Annotated in this window: 14 protein-coding genes; 5 read left to right on the top strand and 9 right to left on the bottom strand. The window is 68.5% G+C overall.

Features of this window, described 5'->3' with window-relative positions:
* Positions 1 to 2: 2 nt before the first annotated feature.
* Entirely contained in the window at positions 3 to 269 is a 267-nt protein-coding gene (locus tag ACIPJI_RS13870) for a hypothetical protein (RefSeq protein ID WP_356624127.1), read from the bottom strand.
* A gap of 537 nt (positions 270 to 806) precedes the next feature.
* On the opposite strand from ACIPJI_RS13870, the gene ACIPJI_RS13875 reads away from it, so the two are divergent.
* Positions 807 to 1127, top strand: coding sequence for a hypothetical protein (locus ACIPJI_RS13875; protein WP_402246314.1), 321 nt, complete (start codon positions 807 to 809; stop codon positions 1125 to 1127).
* Positions 1128 to 1194: 67 nt separating this feature from the next.
* Positions 1195 to 1407, top strand: a complete 213-nt coding sequence (locus tag ACIPJI_RS13880; RefSeq protein WP_402246316.1) for a hypothetical protein — start codon at positions 1195 to 1197, stop codon at positions 1405 to 1407.
* A gap of 352 nt (positions 1408 to 1759) precedes the next feature.
* Here the strand turns inward: ACIPJI_RS13880 and ACIPJI_RS13885 are convergent, their stop codons facing one another.
* Positions 1760 to 3865: a SpoIIE family protein phosphatase gene (locus tag ACIPJI_RS13885; RefSeq protein WP_402246318.1), complete on the bottom strand. Its 2106-nt coding sequence runs from the start codon at positions 3863 to 3865 to the stop codon at positions 1760 to 1762.
* A gap of 166 nt (positions 3866 to 4031) precedes the next feature.
* Positions 4032 to 4334 (bottom strand): hypothetical protein, encoded by a 303-nt coding sequence (locus tag ACIPJI_RS13890; RefSeq protein ID WP_402246320.1) that lies wholly within the window; start codon positions 4332 to 4334, stop codon positions 4032 to 4034.
* 326 nt (positions 4335 to 4660) lie between these two features.
* On the opposite strand from ACIPJI_RS13890, the gene ACIPJI_RS13895 reads away from it, so the two are divergent.
* Complete coding sequence (locus tag ACIPJI_RS13895) at positions 4661 to 7450, top strand: SpoIIE family protein phosphatase (RefSeq protein ID WP_402246322.1); 2790 nt, start codon at positions 4661 to 4663, stop codon at positions 7448 to 7450.
* A 240-nt stretch (positions 7451 to 7690) separates the two neighbouring features.
* On the opposite strand, the gene ACIPJI_RS13900 is transcribed toward ACIPJI_RS13895, so the two are convergent.
* The 4 genes from ACIPJI_RS13900 to ACIPJI_RS13915 all read right to left on the bottom strand — a co-directional run bounded on the left by ACIPJI_RS13900 (position 7691) and on the right by ACIPJI_RS13915 (position 14823).
* Entirely contained in the window at positions 7691 to 9361 is a 1671-nt protein-coding gene (locus ACIPJI_RS13900; RefSeq protein ID WP_402246324.1) for a serine/threonine-protein kinase, read from the bottom strand.
* A gap of 13 nt (positions 9362 to 9374) precedes the next feature.
* A complete protein-coding gene (locus tag ACIPJI_RS13905) occupies positions 9375 to 11024 on the bottom strand; it encodes a zinc ribbon domain-containing protein (RefSeq protein WP_402246327.1) in 1650 nt (549 codons plus the stop codon).
* A 160-nt stretch (positions 11025 to 11184) separates the two neighbouring features.
* Positions 11185 to 13584: an FHA domain-containing protein gene (locus ACIPJI_RS13910; protein WP_402246329.1), complete on the bottom strand. Its 2400-nt coding sequence runs from the start codon at positions 13582 to 13584 to the stop codon at positions 11185 to 11187.
* Between the two features lie 495 nt (positions 13585 to 14079).
* The gene (locus ACIPJI_RS13915; RefSeq protein ID WP_402246331.1) at positions 14080 to 14823 is read right to left on the bottom strand and encodes a DUF4386 domain-containing protein; all 744 of its coding nucleotides are present in this window, start codon (positions 14821 to 14823) and stop codon (positions 14080 to 14082) included.
* Positions 14824 to 14942: 119 nt separating this feature from the next.
* On the opposite strand from ACIPJI_RS13915, the gene ACIPJI_RS13920 reads away from it, so the two are divergent.
* Complete coding sequence (locus ACIPJI_RS13920; protein WP_402246333.1) at positions 14943 to 15653, top strand: TetR/AcrR family transcriptional regulator; 711 nt, start codon at positions 14943 to 14945, stop codon at positions 15651 to 15653.
* Between the two features lie 515 nt (positions 15654 to 16168).
* Here ACIPJI_RS13920 and glpK read toward each other — a convergent pair.
* Positions 16169 to 17683, bottom strand: coding sequence for a glycerol kinase GlpK (glpK, locus tag ACIPJI_RS13925; RefSeq protein WP_402246335.1), 1515 nt, complete (start codon positions 17681 to 17683; stop codon positions 16169 to 16171).
* Positions 17684 to 17724: 41 nt separating this feature from the next.
* Positions 17725 to 18489 carry an IclR family transcriptional regulator gene (locus tag ACIPJI_RS13930; protein ID WP_356624137.1) on the bottom strand — a complete coding sequence of 255 codons (765 nt, stop codon included), beginning with the start codon at positions 18487 to 18489 and terminating at the stop codon, positions 17725 to 17727.
* Between the two features lie 141 nt (positions 18490 to 18630).
* On the opposite strand from ACIPJI_RS13930, the gene ACIPJI_RS13935 reads away from it, so the two are divergent.
* On the top strand, positions 18631 to 19065 hold the full coding sequence (locus ACIPJI_RS13935) for an ATP-binding protein (RefSeq protein WP_402246337.1): 435 nt from the start codon (positions 18631 to 18633) through the stop codon (positions 19063 to 19065).

Here is a 19065-nt window from a genome sequence, read left to right on the forward strand (position 1 = left end):
CCTCAGGCTCCCTTCCGGCCGCCGATCAGGCTGCCGCCCTGCCGGTCGGACCATGTGCCGGCGCCGGTATCCCGGCTATTCCATCGTCCCCCTTTGTCGCCCGCGTGCACGCCAACGCCGGCGAAGAGGAGGAGCGTCCTCGGAAGGCACGATGCCGGGTCCTCGGCCAGTAGTGGTTCGCGCTGGAGGATCTCGCGCCTCTCGTCATGCAGCATCGCGGTGACCAGCACGTTCGGCTGCCTCACGCCCTGGCCGAGCGCTTGGCTCACGGTGGGTGGCATGTCCTCATGGCCGGCTTTCCGAGGTCATGCTGGCCGAGCTGAGATCTGTTGGTGTGCGGTGTCCGAGGCATCCTCGAACTCCGCAGATATCAGCGGTTGCGGATCCGGATCTTCCAACGGACAAGAGGCAACGGCGGCGGAAGCGGGAGACGGTGACAGCAGCCAGGTTCAACCAGCGGCGTCGCGCAGCAGATCCAGCAAGCCAAGTGCCGCCGGAAGCGGGGCGGCGGGCAGCGCGACATGCACGGTCCGGTGGGGAGGAAGGTCGCCGAGCCGGCACAGGGGTGCCGTAGCGCATCCAGGAACGCATGACGGCCGCGGTGCGCGTCCGCCCGGTGCCATGGGCCCGGTAGCTGTCGAAGTTCCAGCACGGAGGCACCTGTCAATTTGCGCAGGGATTCGCTGCCTGTTGCTTGCTGTGTCGCGTACGAGGGTGCTGTGGTCGGGGCGAAAGCTGGGTGGGCGGGACGCGCCGTGCCGGCGGCGGGGCCCCGGGCGGCGTTGTGGGGCGCTGGGTGCGGGTGAGTGGGGGAGTGGATGGTGGGCGGGGATCAGCAAGAGCTGGAGGTTGGTGAGCGGGTTCTGGCGCAGGCGGCTGCTTTGTTCTCGGCTCGGGGCGATGTCGGTGCTGTGGCGTTGCTGCGTGCCGTGCGGCGTTCGGATTTCGTGCAGGCCGAAGATGGCTTTGTCACTGACACGAACTGGCACGACTACTTGTGGGCTGCTGTCTTCTTCGTCGAGGAGGTGGACAGGCCGGCCTTCAGTGACGAGGTGCTGGAGTACTTGCTGACCACCGTCGTCGAGGTTGCTCAGCAGAACGGCAGAGGTGACGTCGACAGGACCTGAGTGCGGCGGCTTCTTCCGGAACGGGACCCAATGTGGAGGCAGAACATCGGGCAACCGACCCCTGCCCTTGTGCCGACAGCGGCCCGAACGCACCACCGGCAACGGCCTCGATGCCCTCTGGGCGATCGGAGGTCTGCAGTACCTGGTGCTCGAAGCAAAGCCAGGGGGCACCTGGCGCTGGCCTCACCACCGGACGGGCGGCGGGGGCAGGGTGGTGCTGCGCCCCGAGCAGCTGCGGCTGGCCCACGCCGACACGGCGCAGGCGGTGCGGCTACGGTGACCGACGTCTGCTTCTACGGTCACGACGCCAAGGTGACCGTGACCGTGCAGGGCCTCGACATCCGGTGGATGTCCGTGTCTCGGGCACTGTGTGGGTCAGATCCGGTCAGGAGACCGGCATCCGGGTGGCGGGCGAGGCCACGCTCCATCCGGGAGGCAATGGCGCCGCGGCGTACCCGCCGGTGTCGGATCTGGCGCTGCGGCACGTCCTCGGCGGTGCCCGTACCAGGAACGTCCTGCGCTAGGGACCGCCCACCGACCCCGGGGAGCGCTTACCGGTGCGGTTGACGAACAGCGCGGGCCGTCGTCGGGGCGCAGGCCGCAGTCGGTGGACGGCGAGGCGGCGGGGACGGTCATGGAGTTGCTCCCGGGGTGGGGCTCGCGCTGGGGGCGTACTGGTGCCGCCGGTGCACGCGTGCGAGGACGAGTACCGTGTCGTCGTCGGGAGGGGCGGGCCGCAGACGGGAGAGCATGGTGTCCGCCGCTTTCTCCAGATCGGCCGGTGCGCGTCGCAGTTCGGCGCGGGTCGCGGCGATGCCGTCCTCGATGTCCTGGCCGCGGGCTTCGATGAGGCCGTCGGTGTAGAGCGCGAGAACAGCGCCGTCGGGCAGGTCGATGTCGGTCGTCCCGAAGGGAAGGCCGCCGACCCCGAGGGGGATTCCCAGCACCTCGCTGATCGTCGTGACAGTGCCGTCCGGATGGCGGACGAGTGGCGGCGGGTGGCCGGCGTTGGCGATGCGGGCGCGGCCGGTTGCGGGGTCGTAGAGGATGTAGAGGCAGGTCGCCAGTTCGATGCCCGCTTCCTTTGCGCAGGCGTCCAGTTCGCCGAGGAGAGTGTCCGGTTCCTGGTTGCTCCTGGCGAGTGCCTTGGCCGTGATGCGCAGCCTGCCCATGGCTGCGGCGGCGGGCACTCCGTGTCCCATGACGTCGCCGACGACGAGTGCGACGCGGTCGTCCGGGAGGTTGATCACGTCGTACCAGTCGCCGCCGACTTCCGTGATGTGGCTGCCCGGTACGTAGCGGTGGGCGACTTCGACGTAGGGGCTGGCCGCGAGGGCGGTGGGCAGCAGCGCGCGTTGGAGGGTGAGCGCGATGTGCTGGACCCGGCTGTAGAGCCGTGCGTTGTCGAGACACAGGGCGGCCCGGGAGGCGAGCTCCCCGGCGAGGGTGAGGTCCTGCTCGGTGAAGGGCGGGCGGGTGGCGGAGCGGCCGAACATGGCGATGCCTTGGACTGTGCCCCGGGCGACGAGGGGTGCGAGGAGGATGCGCTTCAGACCACTGTCGATCAGGAGCTGGGCTCGGTCCCGGTGCATCACTGTGGTGGTGACGAAGTCCGCGTCCACCTCGACGGAGGCGGGCCGGCCTGTGTGCAGCATCCGGTGGATGCTGGAGCCCGGCGGGTAGGTCACCGTCTCGAGACCGCTCACGAGCTCGGTGGCGGGCGGGGGCAGGATCGTTCCTGAGGCGATTCTGTGGGTGATCAGCGGCAGGTTCGGGTCGAACACCTCGGGCGCGTCCATCCACTGCACGACTTCGACGACACAGGCGTCGGCGAAGTCCGGTACTGCGGCTTCGACGAGTTCCCGCGCGGTCACCTCCACGTCGAGGGTGGTGCCGATGCGGGCCGTGGCGCGGTCGAGCAGCGCCAGCCTCTGTCGGGTCGCCGTCGCTTCGACGATGGCCTGTTCGCGGTCGGTCACGTCCACCAGCAACCCGCCCACGCCGGGTCGGGTGTCGCCTGCCTGGCTCAGGGGGAACAGACTCACCGACCGCACCTGGTCGCGGTCCGGGTGGCCCGGCGTGCGCAGACCGACCAGGGCGCCCACGACGGGCGGGCCGCCGGCGGCGACTGCGCGGAGCATCCGCAGATACTCTCCTCCGTCGGTGGTGAGCATGACCTCGTCCATGCGCCGGCCGAGGTGCTCCTCGATGGGGAGCCCGTCCATGTCGGCGAGCGCATGGTTGAGGTGGACGTACCGCAGCTCCTCGTCCAACATGACCAGGCCGATGGGGCAGGTCTCGAAGAGGGCGTCGAGGAAGGCCAGGTTGGTCTTCACCCGGTCGAGGTCATCGCCGCGGCTCGCCAGGACCATGACGACGGAGCCGGCCCCGGCCCCGGTCACGGGGAAGGCCCGGAAGCCGCACGGGAAGACCGTGCCGTCCTGGTGCCGAGCGGGGTGCCGGACCCGCCAGTATCCGAGTGTCCTGCCCCGCTCTCCCAGCCGCGTGGACGCGGGCGGTTCGCCCTCGAGTGGCTCGGGGAAGAGCATGCCGGCGGGTCGGGACAGCGCGGAGGCGGAGTCGTGCCCGAAGAGGTCCTTCGCGCCGGGGCCCCAATAGCAGATCCGGTCGTCCTCATCCATTCCGAAGACGGCTACCGGGACGTGCTCCAGCAGTGTCCCGGGCTCGGACCGGAGAGGCGTAGGGCCCTTTTCGTCCCCCGACCGGTCCGACGGCACGTGACTGTCCCCTTCTCCTGCACGGCGCCCACCCTTCGCGTGCCCGCGTTCGGCGGGGCGAGGGCAAGACGTCCTTTTCGTCCATTGTGCAGAGGTCGAGCCTCAGCGTACGCCCGAGGAGATCGTGGCCTCGCACGGCCGGTGCTGTGCCGCGCCATGGGGCCCGTCAGCGCCGTGACTCCACCCGGGCAGCGCCGATGCCGTCGGTGACGACCGGTGCGGTTCGGGTCACCTGCAGAACCGAGGGCGTCTGCGTGATGAGGACCGACGGCGAGCAGGCCGGCGGCGGGCTCAGGCCGGTCAATCTGCCGTACGTGGTCTTGCCGATGCGCTGGAGAGCCTTCATGTCCAGCAGGAACGGCACCAGTCCTCGGCGCACGCGCACGCCGCCTCCGTGGCCGCCTGGCTGGACGCGGTCGGCGACATCGGTGAGGCGGCCCGCCGCCTCACCATCCACCAGCACGCTCAAGTACCGGCTCCGCCGCGCGCGATCTCTTCGGCCTCGACCTGGACGACCGCACCCCCCGAGGGAGTGAGCCGCACCGGGGCCGGCTCCCGAATGCTGCTCATCTCGAATCCCGGGTGGAGCGGGCGACGTGCCGCGACGGAGGGGCGAGCGTCGAATTCGCTTGCCACGCAGGCGTGCGACCGGCCTGCGGAGGTGGTACAGCGGAAGCTGGACGTCACCGACTCCCGGCCCCAGAAAGGTATGCACCGGGTGTTTCACCCCGTGGCGGCAAGCGGTGCTAGAAATTGACCATGAAGGAAAAGGGCTTTTTCGGCCCAAAATATCCCATGCGGCGAGCATCTTCGCGTCCACAGCCCGATCGAGGCGGCCCGACGGCCGCGCGTCGTGGGTGGAAGCAGGGGCTGCGTTCCCTGCTGAACCTGCGCAGCGCCGCGGGGCAGGTGTTCGCGCTGCAGGTCGGAATCGTGTTGCTGCTGGTGGCGGCCGCGGTGACGGCCTTGGTCGTACAGGCCAACCGTGGCAGTGAGCGCGAGGCCGCGCGCCTGTCGCTGGCGGCGGCCGAGATGTTCGCGAATGCCCCGGGCACCGCTGAGGCGTTGGAGGGCCCGAATCCGACAGCCGTTCTGCAGCCGCGCGCCGAAGCGGCCTGGAAGCGGGCGGGCGTGGACTTCGTCCTCGTCATGAACACGGATGGGATTCGCCTTACCTACCCCGACCCGGCGCAGATCGGGAAGAAGTTCGTCGGCACCATCCAACCGGCGCTGGAAGGCCGCACCGTCGTCGAGCGCGCAGGCGGGCCGCCTCTGCCCGCCGGTGTGGGAACGGCCGTCCAAGCAGTGGTCCCGGTGTTCGGGGCCGACGGTTCGGTCGTCGGCCTGGTGTCCGCCGGGATCACGGTGGAGAACGTGGGAGACCTGGTCGAACGGCAACTGCCGATCATCATCGGCACCGGCGCGGCCGCGCTCGTTCTGTCCACTGCCGGGACCGCGCTGGTGTCCAGGCGGCTGCGGCGGCAGACGCATGGCCTGGGCCCGGCGGAGATGACGCGGATGTACGAGCACCACGACGCCGTTCTGCATGCGGTGCGTGAGGGTGTGCTGATCATCGACGCGGAGGGGCGGGTGCTGCTGGCCAACAACGAGGCGTGTCGGCTGCTGGACCTTCCGGCGGACGCGGAGCGGCGGCGCGTGGTGGACCTGGGGCTGGACGGGGAGACGGCGACGCTGCTGGCATCGGGCGAGCCGGTCACGGATGCGGTGCGTCTGGTCGGGGACCGGCTGCTGGCGGTGAACAAGCGGCCCACGGCCCCCTACGGGGGACAGGCGGGCAGCGTGGTGACGCTGCGGGACACCACGGAGCTGGCCGCAGTCACCGGGCGGGCCCAGTCGGCGCGGGAGCGGCTGAAGCTGCTGTACGACGCAGGGGCGCGGATGGGCACCACACTGGATGTGACCCGTACCGCCGAAGAGCTGGCGGACGTGTCCGTTCCGCAGTTCGCCGATGTCGTCACCGTCGAGCTGCTGGAGCCGGTACTGCGTGGCGAGGAGCCACCAGAGGCGAGCACCGAGATGCGTCGCACCGCCTCCTTGGGCCCGGAGGGGAATCACTCCCTCTACCCGGTCGGTGAGCTGGTCCGGTTCGCTCCCACGCATCCAGTCGCGGCCGCGGTGATCAGTGGCCGAGCGGTACTGCAGGCCGATCTGAGCACCGCCGACGGCTGGCGGGCCCACGACCCGGAGCATGTGCAGCGAGTCCTGGATCAGGGACTCCACTCCCTCCTTGTGGTGCCGATGCGGGCGCGGGGGGCACTGTTGGGAGTGGCGGACTTCTGGCGGGCAGGCGCGTCCGCACCATTTGAGGATCAGGACAAGGAATTCGCCGAGGAACTGGCCGCCCGGGCAGCGGTCGCGATCGACAACGCCCGCCGCTACACCCGTGAACACACCATGGCCGTCACCCTTCAGCGCAGTCTCCTGCCCCGAGGCGTGCCCGAGCAGAACGCGCTGGACGTGGCCTACCGTTATCTGCCGGCCCAGGCCGGAGTGGGCGGCGACTGGTTCGACGTCATCCCCCTGTCGGGTGCCCGAGTGGCGCTCGTGGTCGGCGATGTCGTCGGCCACGGCCTGCACGCCGCGGCCACCATGGGCCGACTGCGCACCGCCGTGCACAACTTCTCCACCCTGGACATGCCTCCGGACGAACTTCTGAGCCACCTTGACGAGCTGGTCGCCCACATCGACGCCAACGAGACCGCCGACGACATGCACGACGGGGACGGGATCACCGGGGCCACCTGCCTGTACGCCGTCTACGACCCCGTCTCCGGGCGGGTGGCAGCCGCCACCGCCGGCCACCTGGGTCCGGCGGTGGTCCACTCCGACGGAACCGTGGACTTCCCCCAGCTCACGGTCTCGCCTCCCTTGGGCCTGAGCGCCAGCTTCCCGTTCGAAAGTACTGAACTGGTCCTGCCCGAGGGCTCCCGCCTGGTCCTCTACACCGACGGGCTGGTCGAGGACCGCGACAGGGACCTGGACACCGGCCTGGAGATCCTGCGAGACGCCCTGACCGGGACCGGCCGCAACCCGGAGGACACCTGTTCCGCGGTGATGGAGGCCTTGGTGCCCGCCAGGCCCAGCGACGACATCGCGCTGCTGGTGGCCCGCACCCGTCGGCTCGACCCCGCGAGAGTCGCCCATTGGGAGGTACCCCGCGATCCCTCGGCGGTAGCCCCGATCCGCGCCGCCTGCGCCCGCCGCCTGGCGGACTGGGGTCTGGAGGAGATCGGTTTCGCCACCGAACTCGTCCTCAGCGAACTGCTCACCAACGCCATCCGCTACGGCGCCGAGCCCATCTCCGTCCGGCTGCTGCACGACCGGACCCTCATCTGCGAGGTCTCCGACGCCAGCAGCACCTCACCCCATCCGCGCCGCGCCAAGACGACCGACGAGGGCGGCCGCGGCCTGTTCCTCGTCGCCCAGTACTCCGAACGCTGGGGCACCCGGTACACCCCGGCCGGCAAAGTCATCTGGGCCGAACAATCCCTCCATGGTCCGCCAGAACCCGCCGGGCTCCCCGACGACACCCTCCTCGACCAATGGAGCGACGACACCCTTTGACCAGCGGGAGCCGAACGCACCGGGCTGCGGCATCGGACCATGTGCGCAGTCAACTTCTGTGCGGGCCGGGGCGGCTGTCCGGTGTGGTGGGGCGGGGAAGATCGTCTGCGGGGAGCCTGCGCCCCGGGAGTCCTGGATGGCCGCGTGGCGGAGGGCTTGGCGAACAGGCTGCGGGCGGCGGCTCCGAAGAGGATGAGGGCGAGGACCAGGGCGACCTTCCAGAGCAAGCTAAGGGCTGCTTCAGTTCTTGGGCAGCTGGATCGTGCTGCGTACCCGGGCGAATGTGTCGTCCTGCGCTTCCATGCGGTCGGGCAGTGCGAAGAAGACCAGATGGGCCGTGCCGCTCGGGACGCTGAACAAGTAGTAGCTGTAGGCGATCCGGTCGGGCGGGCCTGTGCTGTTGGGGTTCGCCAGTGTCCCGTCCAGACGCCAGCCGTTGACGCCGTCTACGCGGTCGGGCACCGGGTTGCCGAGGCGTGTCTGACGAAATGCGGGGATGGCGCGGATCGCGTCGGCTGCTTGGGCGGATGTGCTGAGGTTCAACGGCTCCTCGGTGAAGCGGAGCATAATGCCCGCCAGTTTGGCCGGGGATTCGCCGACGACCTTCCCGGCGCGCTGCCATTGTCCCTTGTCGCCGTCGGTGAAGATGCCGATGAGATGGTCGGGGGTGTCGGCGTACATCACCGCGCCGGTAGCCGGATGGTGGCTCCAGTTCGGGGGATGCTCGAGCCGGAAGGGGGCTGCCTGGGCTCCTGTATCAACCCAGGAGTCGTCGGACTGGAGGGTGAACACGGCGGTGACCACGCCGGCCACGAGGACGATCAGGGCGGCGAGCAGCGCCAGTACACGCCGTGGGGGGCGGGTGCGGGGCGCATGCGGTCGGGTCGGTTGTCGCCGGGGAGGTTGGTCCTCGGCTCCGGCCCCCTGGTCAGGTGAGGGCGGTTTCGGAGCTGGTTGGGGGCGCGGGGCGATCGGTGGCGGCGTACGTGGTTCGGCTCTGATCGTCCGGGGGCCCGTGATCGGCGGCGTGGCACGGAGTACCCGCCTCAGCTCCTCGATGACCGCTCGGCAGGATGGCTGGCGTTCCTCCGGGTCGGATGCCATCGCGCGATTCAGCACCGTGTCCACGCCTTGTGGGAGGTCATCCCGGTAGTCGGACACCTTCGGCCTGGCTGCGGACATGTGGGCCCACAGGACAGCGGCGTCGTCGTCGCGGGCGAAGGGCACCTGGCCGGTGAGCGCCTGGAACATGACGCATCCCAGCGAGTAGATGTCCGTCCGCCCATCGGCGGCGCGGCCGGCGATCTGTTCTGGGGCCACGTATGCGATCGTTCCGAGGAAGTGGCCGGTGGTGGTGAAGCCGGTCAGACTCGCTGAACGTTTGGTCAGGCCGAAGTCCGTCAGGTAGACATGGCGCGCAGGGACCGGCTCGTCGGCGCCGGAGAGAAGGATGTTGCCGGGTTTGACGTCTCGGTGGACCAATCCCACTCCATGCGCGGCGTCCAGCGCGCCTGCGGCTTGGGTGAATAGGGACATCGTTTCGGCCACTGTCAGTTGGCCGTGCCTCTGCGGCATCTGGGCGCGCCGGTTCAAAAGTTGGCCCAGGTCCTCCCCGTCGACGTACCGCATCGCGATGTAGAGCACGCCGTCGGCCTCGCCCGCACCATAGATGGGCAGGATGTTGGGGTGGTCAACTGAGGCCGCCAGCTCTGACTCCCGCACGAAGCGGGCCCGGAAGTTCGCGTGGGAGGTGAGTTCGGGGGCGAGTAGTTTCAGGGCTACGGGCCGTCCCAGGGACAAATCCCGGGCCAGGTACACCACGGCCATGCCGCCACGGGCGATGTACGACTCGATGCGATAGCCGGCCAGCTCCTCACCGGGTTCCAGCGTGATGCGTGGTTGTGTGGGCATCTCGGTCGGGTCCTCAAGGGCCGTGGAAGGCGGTGCCGCAGGAGAAGCAGAAGCGGTCACCGGGGGACAGGAGGGCACCGCAGTTTCCGCAGTAGGTACCTTGGGCTGCCGGACGGTCGGCATCTTCCTGGTGGGAGTCTGGCCGGTCGGTGGCCCGCTGCTCGTGGTTCTCAGGCTTCGAGGGTGGTGTCACTGTGAGCGGTGGGCGTTTCCCTGCTGGGGGCCCGGCCACGTGCGTGGCGGTCGGTGCGGTCGGGTCCGGGGCGGGCGGCGGTGGGCTTTCCGGGCCTGTCTCGTCGGCGGGGCCCTGCCGGCGGCGCTTGAGCACAAACAGAACTCCGCCCGCCACCGCCAGAACCGTCAGCCCGATGAGTGGTCCGAACAGGGCCCAGTTGGTGCCGTTGCCGGAGGCGTCGTGGCCGGTGTGTGCGTCGGCCTCGTCGCTCATGTCATTGGGCTTGCCTGTGCTGGCGTGCGCGGCTTTGTGGTAGCGGACGGCCGTCGCTCCCTGCCCGGTGTCGTCCGCTGCGCTGTGCAGCCATGGTGCAGCATGGCGGTACTCGTGTTTCGCGTACAGCGCCAGCCCGTTGGTCATGCTGGAGTCGCCAGGACCACGCTCGGCCTGCGTACCGCTCTTGTCGAGCGCCGCAGTGATCTGAGCGGGTCGAAGTACGTCCACCGAGCGGTCAGCGGGGCTCAGCATGCCGGTCACGGCGCCGCGATCGTTGACGAGCACCGAGCCGGGCATCCCTGTTCCCAGCTGCCTTCGCAGCTTGTCGATGTCCTGGTCCGAGACCTCACCCTGACGGTCGTAGCGGCCCTGCACGGTGGCCAGTCTCGCTGTTGCGGCGGGTGTGGTCGGCCAGCCGGCCGACGTCCAGGTCTTGTCGGCCTGCGGGTCCGCCGCGAGCGCGACCGTGGCCGTCTTGCCCGGGGCTGCGACGGAAAGCACCGCCACACCCCCAGCGGTGGACATGACGACCGCCTTCAGCGCCTGGGGCTTCTCGGCCGCGGTGTAGGGGTGCACCCTGACCTCGGGCGTAATGAAGACGGCGCATTCCGCCTTCGGGCTGTTGGGCTGGTAGCAGCTGTTGACGGCCGCATCGAGTTTCGGGTCGTCTCGCACGCGCATGCGTTCGTACGGGTTCTCGGGCAGTGGCACCCCCGCAGCCCGATGCCATGCCTGGTTCACCGCGTAGACGGTGACCCGTTCCTGGTTCAGTTCGACGGCCTCGGCGGAGGTGACGAGACCACCGCTCGGGTTGACGAAGACGCCCGTGCCGCCTGCCGTTGTATCGACGAGCGACTTGAAGTGGTACTGGCGCATCGTGTCCCAGTGCACGGCGACGTCCACGTGCGCCGTGACCTCGACTCGGGCGACGGCGTCCGCGGCGTAGTCCTGCGGCGGAATCCTGTCGGGCTGCATGGTGGCGTGCCCGCCGGGCGTATGGGAGGCCGGTGGACTCGGACCGTCGGGCGATTCGTGCGGCAGAGGCTCCGTGCGCTGATCGGAATCCGGGAGGTTGGGAGCCGTCGGATGATGCTCGGACGCGGGCGGCGGGCTCGGATCGTCGGTGGAGTCAGCTGCCGACGCTGCGCCCGCGTAGGCGTTGCCTCCCAGGAGCAGCAGCATGGCGACGAGCAGCAGCATGGCGACAGGCACGCGGACCACCGGGAGGCAGCGACTCTGTCGGCGGTGGGGTGATGCGGTGGTCATTGCGGACTCCGCTCGTGCGCTTCCCTCGTTCGGTCATGCCGTAGAGATCTCTCTATCCACGCTGGACCCGGATGCGACGAGGGGTCAAGGCGGGCCGACGCGGTGGTCAGCGACGGCGCATGACCTCGGGTTCATGCTGCCTCAGCAGCCTGAGTACGGCGACTCCGCAAGCAGTCACGATCAGCATCAGCATCATGGCGTTGGTCCACCACTGAGCCGCCGTCTGCTGCCAGAGGGGGTCCAGCGCCGTCGGGTCTTCGCCGTTGAACGGCGGCATCAGACGGGACAGACCGGTGGTCGCGGCCTCCATGCCGACCGCCCAGCGCGCGGGCATGAGCCAGGCGAGCTGCTCAACGACGGGTTTACCAAAGATCTGGAAGAGGATGCCTGTGAAGACGACCTGGACGACGCAGAACATCACCAACAGCGGCATGGTCTTCTCGGCTGTTCTCACCAGTGCCGAGATGACAAGTCCGCACATCATCGACGCGAAGCTGAGGAGCATGATGCCGATCGTCATCTCGACGACGGGTGCGCTCTTGATGATCAGGCCCTCAGCAGGCAGTTTCCGCGGGGAGAAGCCTATGAAGCAGATGATCAAGGCTTGAAGGGTGCTGATCATCCCCAGCACGGCGATCTTGGAAACGAGGTACGCGGAGCGTGACAGTCCGGTCGCCCGTTCGCGTTCATAGATCACCCGCTCCTTGATCAGCTCTCGGACGGAGTTGGCGCAGCCGGAGAAACAGGCGCTGATCGCGAGGATGAGCAGGATCGTTCCGCTGTCCTGGTTGAATCTCTCCGGCGGCTGCGGTGCGGCCAGACCGGACTCCGCCGGGACCAGCACGCTCACCCCGCCGAGGATCGCGGGAAGCAGCACCATCAGGCTTATGAAGCCCCTGTCCGAGGCGATCACCGCCACATAGCGCCGTATCAGCGTCCACACTTGCGAGCCCCAGCTTTGCGGCTTCACGGGCTGCGGCTGTTCCTCCGGAACGGGTGCGGGCGGGGTGGCTGCCGCTTCCACGTCGGCGGAGTACATCGCGTACTGCGGCGATGCACGGTAGCGGCCGGCCCAGTCGTCGCCGGGCCGCTCCTCGAACGCCTGGAAGACATCCGCCCAGGACCGGCGGCCGAAGAAAGCCAGGGCTTCGTCCGGCGGACCGAAGTACGCCACCACACCACCCGGCGCCATCACCAGCAGCTGGTCGCACACCGTGAGTTCGGCCACCGAATGGGTCACCACTACGATCGTTCTGCCCTCGTCGGCAAGGCTGCGCAACGTCTGCATGACCTCCCGGTCCATCCCCGGGTCCAGGCCGGAGGTCGGCTCGTCAAGGAAGAGCAGCGACGGCCTGGTGAGCAGTTCCAGCGCGATCGACACCCTCTTGCGCTGGCCGCCGGACAGGGCCGTGATGCGGTGATCCGCGCGTTTGTGCAGACGCAGCTCGCCGAGCACCTCGTCGATGCGATGATCGCGTTCGGCCGGCTCGGTGTCACCGGGAAAGCGCAACCGGGCGGCGTACGCCAGCGCGGTGCGCACCGTCAGTTCCCGGTGCAATATGTCCTCCTGCGGCACAAGCCCGATCCGCTGGCGCAGCGCCGGGAAATGCTGGTAGAGGTTGCGGCCGTCGTAGGACACTTCGCCGTGGTCGGCGGGGCGGTAACCGGTCAGCGCCCGCAGCAAGGTGGACTTGCCGCAACCCGACGGTCCGATGACCGCCAGCAGCGATTTCTCCGGCAGCCCGAAGCTGACATCGTCGAGGAGGGTCCTCATCCGGCCCTTGTGCTGCACGCTTACGGCCAAGTGCCGCGCCGAGAACGACACGGCGCCGCTGTCGACGAACTCTTCCAGGCGGTCGCCGACCAGCCGGAACGTGGAGCGCCCGATCCCCACCACATCGTCGGGGTGCAGGAAGCGGGCGGTCACCGGTTGTCCGTTGACGTAGGTGCCGTTGTGGCTGTCGAGGTCAACGATCTGGTGCCGACCGTCGTCCATCGCTCGTAGCTCAGCGTGACGACGGGAGACGATCAGGTCGTTGATGACCAGGTCGTTCTCGGGATTGCGGCCGATCGTCAGAGTGGAAGCGGACAAGCGCCGCACAGTGGTTGGTTGGCGGAATCCGTGACTCACCAAGTCAGCGGGCCGGTAGGACAACTCCTCCGCACGGGAGAGGCGCCTTGGCCGGGAGACGCGGGACAAGGCAGCCCAAGGCCCGTCCTGGGAGTCGCCGAAACGTAGAGACGTGCCGGGGCCGACCCCGCAATGCTGCACACGGTAACCGTCAGCAAAGGTCCCATTGGTGCTGCCGGCGTCCTCCACCACCCAGCCGCCGCCCTCCACGCGCAGCACTGCGTGATGCCACGACACACGAGCATCGGTAAAAGCAATATCGCTGGCGGGGTCCCGCCCGACGCGATAGCACTGGCTCGGACTCAGCGTCTGCGACCGGTCGCCGGTCTTGAGCACGAGTTCGTCTGCGATGGGTACGGAAGGATTTCCACCCATGAGGCCAGTGTATTGCGGGAAGCGGTTGCAGGGGCGGCCGTCCCAGCCGTCGGCCCCGGCGACAGCACCGGGGGCCGCCTTGGTGTCGGTCAGGCGAAATGGCCGCGATGTGCCAGGCGGGGTCACGCTACGCCCAGGGCTTCGCCGGGGCGTAGCGTCTTCCAGTCCATCGATGTGGCCACTTCCGGGCAAGGTGCTATGACCGCACGTGAAGCAACTGAGGCGTGGTTGTGACTGACTGCGCAGTTTGGTCCGCTGGGTAGCGTCCGGCGTGGTGCTTGGATCGATCGTCGTCTGGAGCGGGATCATTGCGGCGGGTGCGCCTGGTGAGTCTGGGCGGTCGGTTTCGTCGAAGTTGCTGGTGTCGATGCGTAGGCGGTCGATCGTCTCGGCCGGTGCGATTCGCGGAGGGGGCCGGATTGTGACGAGCCCGAACAGTTGGTGGAGTTCGGGTGGGTCGTCGTTGCTTGAGCCGTCCAAGGGGAGTTGGAGCATTCACGTGGGTGATGGTCCGTCATTCGGTTGTGGGGTGGGGGGTGGTGTGGTTGTTGTTGTCCGTGTCGAGGGGGTAGTTGGTTTGAAGCCTTTGGTGATGAGCCAGATGGCGAGGGCCACTTCCCATGTGAAGACGGGTATGGCGGCGATTGACCCGGCTACGGAGATCTGTTCGTAGAGTCCGAACATCACTGCGGTTGCCGAGGTGCAGATCAAGGCGCCGCCTGCGAGCCCCAATACGGCGATGGATCGTGGGACGAGCTTGGCGCGGTACATCAGCCATGCCAGGATCAGCGAGTTCGCCCCCAGGATGAAGTTGGGCCCGATGAGGAACGTCCAGTCGTGTATGGCCACGAGGGTCTTGCCGGTTGTGAGGAGCGAGGCGGTATCGCTGTCCGCCGCCCCTTCGAAGGCCTTCCGTAGTTTCACGAGCGACAGAACGCTGATGATGCCGACGATGATGACGGCGGCTTCGAGGAGGCGGGCGCACACGTAGCCCAGCGCCGCACCCTCGTTCTGTTTCTTGAGGACCGGGAACAGCACGACTCCGGTGCCGATGACGGCCGCGGCGAGGACGATCTCGAACAGTGCGCCGAGGAACACCCGCGTGTCGGCGCCAGGATCGAGGATGTAGTGCGTGTCGTGCAGGACAGGGTCGTACAGCGCGAGCCCGGCGATCGCGGCGACTTCGGTGAGAAGGAAGAACGCACCTGCGACGATCGCGGTTTTTCTGGCTGGTTCCACCAGCACCCACCCCCAAAGGAAAGGTGTACGGCGTACACCGAAGGCTCACGGTAGGTGTACGTCGTACACTCGTCAAGCGGTGTGCGGATACGGCGGAGCATTGAGGGGGCTGTCGCGATATGGCTCAGCAGTCGAAGGCGGTGCGCCGCACCCCTCTGACCAGGGACCGGGTGCTGAGGGCGGCTGTCGCGCTCGCCGATGACATCGGGATCGAAGCACTGAGCATGCGCAGGCTGGCGCAGGAGCTGGGCGTCGTGCCTATGGCCCTCTACAAGCACGTCGCGAACAAGGAGCAGCTCCTGACCGGCATGGTCGATGTCGTCATGGGCGAGATCGATCCACCGGCTCCGGGGGCCGACTGGAAGGGCGCGGTTCGCCGGAGGATCCTTTCGGCGCGACGTGCGTTCCTCGCACACTCGTGGGCGGCTCAGGTGCTTCAGTCGCGAAGCAGCCCGACACCGGTCGTGCTCGCGTACATGGACTCTGTGATCGGTATGTTCCGGACCGGTGGTTTCTCCGTCGATCTGACACATCATGTGATGCACGCTCTGGGCAGCCGGATGATGGGCATCACGCAGGAGCTGTTCGACGCTTCGCCCGGCCGCGATTCGCAAGCCCAGGCGGTTGCGCCTCAGGTGGGTGCGGGGGAGTTCCCGTACGTGATGGAGTTGGCCGGCGCGGTGGCTCATGACGAGAGGTCCGTGGTGGGTCAGGGGTGTGACGACCAGTTCGAGTTCGAGTTCGCGCTGGATCTTCTGCTGGACGGGTTCGAGAGGCTGCGGCAGCAGGGGTGGTCCTCTGCGGGCCGCTCGCGGGGTAAGGGTCGATGACGTCGAACGGGCGGGGGGCGTACGGAGCCATGAAGGGACCTCGAAGCCACCGCCCAGCAGTGCTGACGACCCAGTGGCCGAAGCGCGCTGGACCGTACGGAGTGCCGGGTTGCATATCAAGGCGTCCCCGCACAGCGCTGGTGCTCGGGCGACCGTCGAGCAACTAGTGCCGTGATGAGGCGATCTGTCGTTCTCTCGCGATTTCGTGTCCGGCGCGCGTGTAGACACAAGCTCATCTGAATGGAGCGCTCGCCACAGAGCGGGGCGTTCGCGTCCGCCGTTCCCTGGTCTCGGCCGCCTCGCCGCTCCGGTGCAGTCCGCCGGCCCTTGCGCCGGCCGCGTTCCTGGCACGAGCCGCAATTCCCAGCACCCGCAAAACATCCCTGCACAGAGCCCTCGCACGTCCGAATTCCCTGCCGAGAGGAGTTCACCGAATGAGGGACCCAACTTGCTCGTCAGGTGCCCTTCAGGTTGATCTCACCAGGACGGCGGGCCGGTCGAAGGCCGGCCGGGTGTCATGACCGCCTCGGCGGCTGGATCCACCCCAGGGACCGCTCGACAGCTCGTTGCCAGCAGTCGTATTCGCTCTCCCGCCGTTCGGAGTCCATGGCAGGCAGCCACTGGGCTGCCCGGTGCCAGTTGCGGCGCAGAACCTCCATGTCCGACCAGTAGCCGACCGCGAGGCCGGCGGCGTAGGCAGCGCCGAGCGACACCGTCTCGGCCACCAGGGGCCGTACCACGGGAACGTCGAGCACGTCGGCGAGGAACTGCATGAGCAGGTTGTCGGAGGTCATGCCCCCGTCCACCTTGAGCTCCTTCAGGGCGAGCGCGGAATCGGCGTTCATCGCGTCGACGACCTCCCGTGTCTGCCAGCCGGTGGCTTCCAGGACGGCTCGGGCCAAGTGGCCCTTCGTGATGTACGAGGTGAGGCCGACGATGACGCCGCGGGCGTCGCTTCTCCAATGGGGTGCGAACAGACCGGAGAACGCGGGGACGATGTAGCAGCCGCCGTTGTCCTCGACGGTGCGTGCCAGGGTCTCGATCTCAGGTGCCGTGTTGATCAGACCCAGTCGGTCGCGGAACCACTGGACCAACGAGCCGGTGACGGCGATCGGCCCCTCCAGGGCGTAGACCGCGGGCTGCTTCGCGATCTTGTATGCGACGGTGGTGAGGAGCCCGTGCCGGGACCGGACGACGTCGGAGCCGGTATTCATCAGCAGGAAACTGCCGGTCCCGTAGGTGCACTTCGCCTCGCCGGGCGAGAAACAGGTCTGCCCGAACAGGGCTGCCTGCTGATCGCCGAGGGCGGCCGTGATCCGGACCCCCGGGAGCACGGAGCGGGCCTCGCCGTAGCACTCGGAGGAAGGACGGATCTCCGGCAGCATCTGGCGCGGGACCCCGAAGAACTCCATGAGCTCGCCGTCCCAGGTCAGCGTGCGCATGTCGATGAGCATGGTGCGGCTGGCGTTCGTGGCGTCGGTGATGTGCAGGCCGCCGCTGCTTCCACCGGTGAGGTTCCAGATCAGCCAGCTCTCCATCGTGCCGAACAGCACCTCGCCGTCCCGGGCACGTTGCTCCAGCCCGTCGATGTGATCGAACAACCAGCGGATCCGGGGCGCGGAGAAGTAGGTCGAGGGAGGCAGGCAGCAGCGTTCGAGGAAGAACTCCTCCCCGGGCCGGTTTCTCAGATCGTCGACAAGCGGAGCGGTGCGGGTGTCCTGCCAGACGATCGCCTTCCCCAGCGGCACACCGGTCCGCCGGTCCCAGAGCACGGTCGTCTCCCGCTGGTTGGCGATCCCGATGGCGGCGATCTGCCCGGCGTCCACGCCGGCGTGGGACAGCGCCTCCGGCACCACGCGCTGCAGATTGCGCCAGATCTCCACAGCGTCGTGCTCGACCCATCCGGGCTGAGGAAAATACTGGCGATGCTCTCGCTGGGCGACGGACACCAGCCCCCCGCGGTGGTCGAACAGGATGCATCGAGTGGAGGTGGTGCCCTGGTCGATGGACATCACATACCGTGCCACCATGATCGGGCCTGCCTTCCGATGTGTCGCGGAGCGGCGGGTGCCTACCAGCGCGCCGCGCCCAGGTCTCTGGAGATCGCCCGTGCGGCCTCCCGGAGCACGGTGATCAGGGCCGGTCGGGGCCGGCCTCCTGTGTCGCAGATCCGCTCGACCGGGCCGGATATGCCGAGCGCGCCCACCACGAGGCCGCCGTGCCCCCGGATCGGCGTGGCGATCCCGGCGTCACCCATGCTCATTTCCTGCACCTCGGAGCCCCAGCCGAGCTCTCGGATCTCGCCGAGCGCCCGGTCGAGATCCTCCGGGAGCACCAGGGTGTGCCGCGTGTAGGCCTCCAGTCCGGCCTTCAGCGGCTCGACGGGCGCGGCCCCGAAGGCCAGCAGGACCTTGCCGAGCGAGGAGGCATGAAGGGGCAGCAGCGCCCCCACGTCCAGGGTCTGCAGGGTGTCGTCCGGCCGGAAGACGTGGTGGACGATGAGCACCTTCCCCTCCAGGGGCGTGCCCAGGCGGACGGCCTCCCCGCTGCGGGCGGCCAGGGCGTCCGCCCAGTTGAGGGAGCGCGACCGCAACTCGTTGACGTCGAGGTAACTGGTACCGAGATGGAGCAGAGCCGCTCCCAGCTGGTACTTCCCGGTGGCAGCGTCCTGCTCCACGAAATCCACGTGCTGCAGGGTGCGCAGAATGCCATGAGCGGTGCCTTTGGCCAGTCCGAGCGAGGACGCCACCTCGCCCAGTCCCAGCCTGCGGGGACCGGTGGCGAGCAGACGCAGGATCGCCGCCGCCCGTTCTATGGACTGCACCGGGCCGACCATAGAACGATCGTAGTCCGGGTCTTCGCCCCAGGACCTCCGTTCGGTAATGCCGACCGTCGTTCATTGACCGACCGTTTCCACCTCCTTAGCGTTTCCTCACGCCCGGCACCGGCCGGCAGCGCTCCCGGAGGAGGATGGACCATGTCAGTGGCGCAGCTCAGCGCAGAGCTTCCCGAAGACGTCACGTATGTCTTTCCCCTGCCGCACGCCCCCGAGGCGGCCGCGGTCATGCGTCGGCGCGTGCGCGCGGTCCTCACCGACTGGGACCTGTCCGCGGACGTCGCTGAGGACGTGGTTCTGCTGGCGTCGGAGCTGCTCACCAATGCGATCGCCCACGCCCTGCCTCCGGCGACGCTTCGGGTGTCGCAGGTCCTGGTGGACGCTCACAAGGCCGTACGCATCGAGGTGACGGATACGGGCCCGGCGGCTCCGGCCGACCGGCCGGCTTCCGGGCTCGATCCGGACGAGCACGGCCGAGGCATCGGAATCGTCATGGCGCTGTCGGCCAGGCACGGCGTGCGAGAGCGTTCCGACGGATCCACCTGGTGGGCAGACGTGGTCGTCGGCCCGAGATGA

The organism is Streptomyces sp. NPDC086835, assembly GCF_044745705.1.
GTDB lineage: Bacteria > Actinomycetota > Actinomycetes > Streptomycetales > Streptomycetaceae > Streptomyces.